4 protein-coding genes are annotated in these 3,648 nt (G+C 37.9%); 3 read left to right on the top strand and 1 reads right to left on the bottom strand.

Annotated features, from left to right (window positions below; genetic code table 11):
• The first annotated feature begins 186 nt into the window (after window positions 1–186).
• Window positions 187–1,023 carry an adenosylmethionine decarboxylase gene (gene speD, locus ADA55_RS05955; protein WP_048680532.1) on the top strand — a complete coding sequence of 279 codons (837 nt, stop codon included), beginning with the start codon at window positions 187–189 and terminating at the stop codon, window positions 1,021–1,023.
• 24 nt (window positions 1,024–1,047) lie between these two features.
• Here the strand turns inward: speD and ADA55_RS05960 are convergent, their stop codons facing one another.
• A complete protein-coding gene (locus ADA55_RS05960) occupies window positions 1,048–2,073 on the bottom strand; it encodes a YeiH family protein (protein ID WP_048680543.1) in 1,026 nt (341 codons plus the stop codon).
• 133 nt (window positions 2,074–2,206) lie between these two features.
• On the opposite strand from ADA55_RS05960, the gene ADA55_RS05965 reads away from it, so the two are divergent.
• On the top strand, window positions 2,207–3,100 hold the full coding sequence (locus ADA55_RS05965; protein WP_048680535.1) for a selenium metabolism-associated LysR family transcriptional regulator: 894 nt from the start codon (window positions 2,207–2,209) through the stop codon (window positions 3,098–3,100).
• 238 nt (window positions 3,101–3,338) lie between these two features.
• Window positions 3,339–3,648, top strand: a 310-nt coding sequence (locus ADA55_RS05970; protein ID WP_048680539.1) for a hypothetical protein, incomplete at its 3' end; no start/stop codon positions are given.

Genomic DNA, 3,648 nt, shown 5'->3' on the forward strand with positions numbered 1-3,648 from the left:
GGGTTCAGAATTTTTTAATTCCGAACCCCTTTTGTCTACAAACTGAGCCGTTGCATGTTAATGCAATGGCTTTTTCTTAGCTTACCGATTAGAAGTCAGAAGCTTAGACTGGCAGATTTAGTTTTTTATTTCACGAAAAGGGTAACTATAAGGGTAGTCCTAAAAAAAGTATAAGGGGAATCATTCATGAAACTTACACCTGAGCAGCGTATTGAACTTCATGGCTTTAATAATCTTACGAAATCTTTAAGCTTTAATATGTATGATATTTGTTACACAAGAACCAGGGAAGAGAGGGAGTCCTACCTGGATTATATCGATGAACAATATAATGCAGAGCGGCTTTCGAAAATCCTGCACAATGTTGCGGATTTAATAGGGGCGCATGTTTTAAATACGGCCAAACAGGATTATGTCCCTCAAGGCGCCAGTGTAACCATTCTTGTTTCAGAAGGACCTGTCGTCGAAGTACCTATGGGGACTTATGAGGAATCACCAGGGCCTTTACCTGATAATGTGGTCATGCAACTGGATAAAAGCCATATTACCGTACATACTTACCCTGAATACCATCCAAATGAAGGCATTAGCACATTCAGGGCCGATATCGATGTCTCTACATGTGGAGAAATATCACCCCTTAAAGCCCTTAATTATCTCATTCATTCCTTCGATACCGACATTATCACGATCGATTACCGAGTAAGAGGATTTACGAGAGATAAAGATGGGCGAAAATTGTTCATTGACCATGATATTAATTCCATTCAAAACTATATTCCTGATGAAGTAAAAGGTTTATATGACATGATCGATGTAAATGTATATCAGGAAAATATATTCCATACGAAATGTAAGCTGAAAAGGTTCGATATTAATAATTACTTATTCGGTTATACAGAGGAAAAGCTGAATAAAGAGGAAAGGCAAGAAATTATAGAAAGGCTTCAAACGGAAATGGATGAAATTTTTTATGGTGCCAATGTTCCACATCCAATAGAAAAAAACAAGCATGCCGATTAAGGGATGCTTGTTTAAATTGAAAAGTTAATTTAAATGGAAAGCCTGAACCAATACATACCCGAGGCAAGTCAAAAATATAGAGCCAACGAGTCCAGCAATAAAAGGTTTACCGCCATATTTCCTAAAAGTTACAAGGTCAATATTCAATCCTAGTCCCGCCATCGACATAGCCATGAGGATATAGGAAAGCATAACAAGCTTTTCGGCCAAAGGTTCAGGAACTGCACCTGAAGAATAAATGGCACTCATCAATAAAAAACCAAAAATGAACCACGGTATCTGGATGGATTTCCAGGAAAATTTCTTTCCGGTAACCGTTGATCGTTCTTTCCAATTCATGATGAATCCAATTAAAATGGCAACGGGAATGAGCAGGGCCACCCTAGTCAATTTGACCACCACTGCCAAGTCGACAGCCTCATTTCCCCCTGGTGCCGCAGCAGCGATGACGTGAGCAATTTCATGGAGTGTACCACCCGAAAAAACACCATATCCTTGATCGGATAACCCCAATAATGGATATAGGATCGTATATCCGAAAGTGAAGGTTGTACCTAATACAGCAACCGTAGCTACAGCTATTGCTGTATCTTTTTCTTTTGCTTTTATTTGGGAGGAAATTGCCAGTATGGCAGCAGCTCCGCAAATTCCCGTTCCGCAAGCTGTCAATATGCCAAGCTTTTTCTCAACTTTAAATAGGCGGGTCAATCCATAAACTACTAATATACCAAATGCAAGACTAATGGCACCAACTGCAAATGTTTTCGGTCCGGCATTAATAATATCCTTTAGGTTCAAACGCATCCCCAATAAGATAATGCCCACCCTCAAAAGGACTTTACTTGAATAATTTGTCCCAGCAACGGCGTAAGCCGGGACGCCGATCAGCGATTTCCAAACAATACCAATCAGTATTGCAATGACTAACTGTCCCATTATATGAAGGAATGGAAGCACTGCTAAGTATTTTGCTGCAATGGCAATTAGCAAAGTCAATGCTATTCCTTTTGTAAATCCGAGTTTTTTTGTTTCAACTTTTATTTGTTCCAGTGTGATCACTCCATCTATGTTGATGCTTTAACTTTAAAACTAAATTAAAAATAAGTGAAATATATTTTTGCTATTTCAATGATTACTTCTACTTATGATAAAATGAAACGCATAGGAAAATAGGGAGGTAACAATGGATCCGTTAAAAGTATTCGTAACTGTAATCGAACAGAAAAACTTTTCAAGAGCAGGGGATATCCTGAACCTGTCGCAGCCAGGAGTCAGTCTTCACATAAGGAATCTGGAAAATGAGTTAGGAACGAAATTAATTTATCGTTCCCCCAAACAAGTTCAAATAACAGAGCCGGGAAAAATTTTGTATAGACATGCAAAGCAAATGCTTAATCATTATGAAACAGCAAAAAGAGAAATAAATGAATTTAATAACGTGGTTAGCGGAACGATGAAAATAGGTGCAAGCTTCACGATAGGGGAATATTACCTTCCAAAAGTATTGGCAGAATTTGCGGCACAATATCCGATGGTGGATATACAAATCATCATCTCTAATTCAAATGATGTCATTCAAGGAATCCGTTCGAATAAGCTTGATATAGGCTTGATTGAAGGGGAAACGGATTATAAAGATATAGATGTCAGGCCCTTCATGAATGACGAGATGATTGTGGTCGTTCCCCCGGATCATCCACTTTCACAGATGGATCTCATCGAGGGCAATATGCTCCAAAACCAAACATGGGTACTTAGGGAGCAAGGATCGGGGACCCGTACATATTCCGATAAACTTCTTAGCAGTCTTGAGTTAAACATAAAGAAAACCTTTATTTTCACCAGTATCCAAGGAGTGAAAGAAGCGGTGATGGCTGGACTCGGCATTGCCTTGTTATCCCGATTGACAGTACAAAAAGAATTGAAGTCCAATGAATTGAAAACTTTCCATTTGAAAAATGAGCCCCTAATAAGACCTTTTTCGATCGTGAAAAAGTTGGACTTTGAAGCATCAAAAGCCATGGAGCTGTTTCTAAGGAAGGTCGAAGAATTTGCGATAAAGGGCCGTCCTAAATAAAACCCTAAACATTTGCTCATCCTTTCATTTTCAATGAAGAGGTTGGGCATTTTTAACGACGAATTATTATTAATTTTAATGAAAACGTCGAAAGTAATTTGGAATATGTCAATGATCAAACAAATTTTACGTATTTTAACATAATTGCAAACATATAAATTAAATAGATAGTCTCCAGAAAATACCAATTTCCTGTAGACTTTTCCTGATATTAATAATCTTAAAAGGAGCAACCACATTGGCTATAGAGGAGCAGAAAGATAAACGGGTTTCTGTTTTCGACAGGATTATAGGATTCATGCCAAAATTTTATGTGATTGGGACAATTTTAATTTTTGTTTACACGTTAGTTGCGATGGCTCATTTAGGTATCCAAACTTTAAAAAAGCCAGAGGAAACCATTGTACCTGCCCCCCCTGTTTCTCAGGGATTTGAACATACATTGATATCGTTAATCATCGAACCGATCGTAACGTCTGAATTTTATCAAATCATCTTTAACACATTATTCCTTTACCTAGTTTGGATATTGCTATTCCTATTAGCCC

The sequence above is a fragment of the Bacillus sp. 220_BSPC genome, from assembly GCF_001054655.1.
GTDB classification, from domain to species: domain Bacteria; phylum Bacillota; class Bacilli; order Bacillales; family DSM-1321; genus Peribacillus; species Peribacillus frigoritolerans.

Excerpts from the sequence above, each read along its gene's own strand:
- speD (WP_048680532.1), top strand. The coding sequence starts at position 187 with ATGAAACTTACACCTGAGCAGCGTATTGAACTTCATGGCTTTAATAAT.
- ADA55_RS05965 (WP_048680535.1), top strand. The coding sequence starts at position 2,207 with ATGGATCCGTTAAAAGTATTCGTAACTGTAATCGAACAGAAAAACTTT.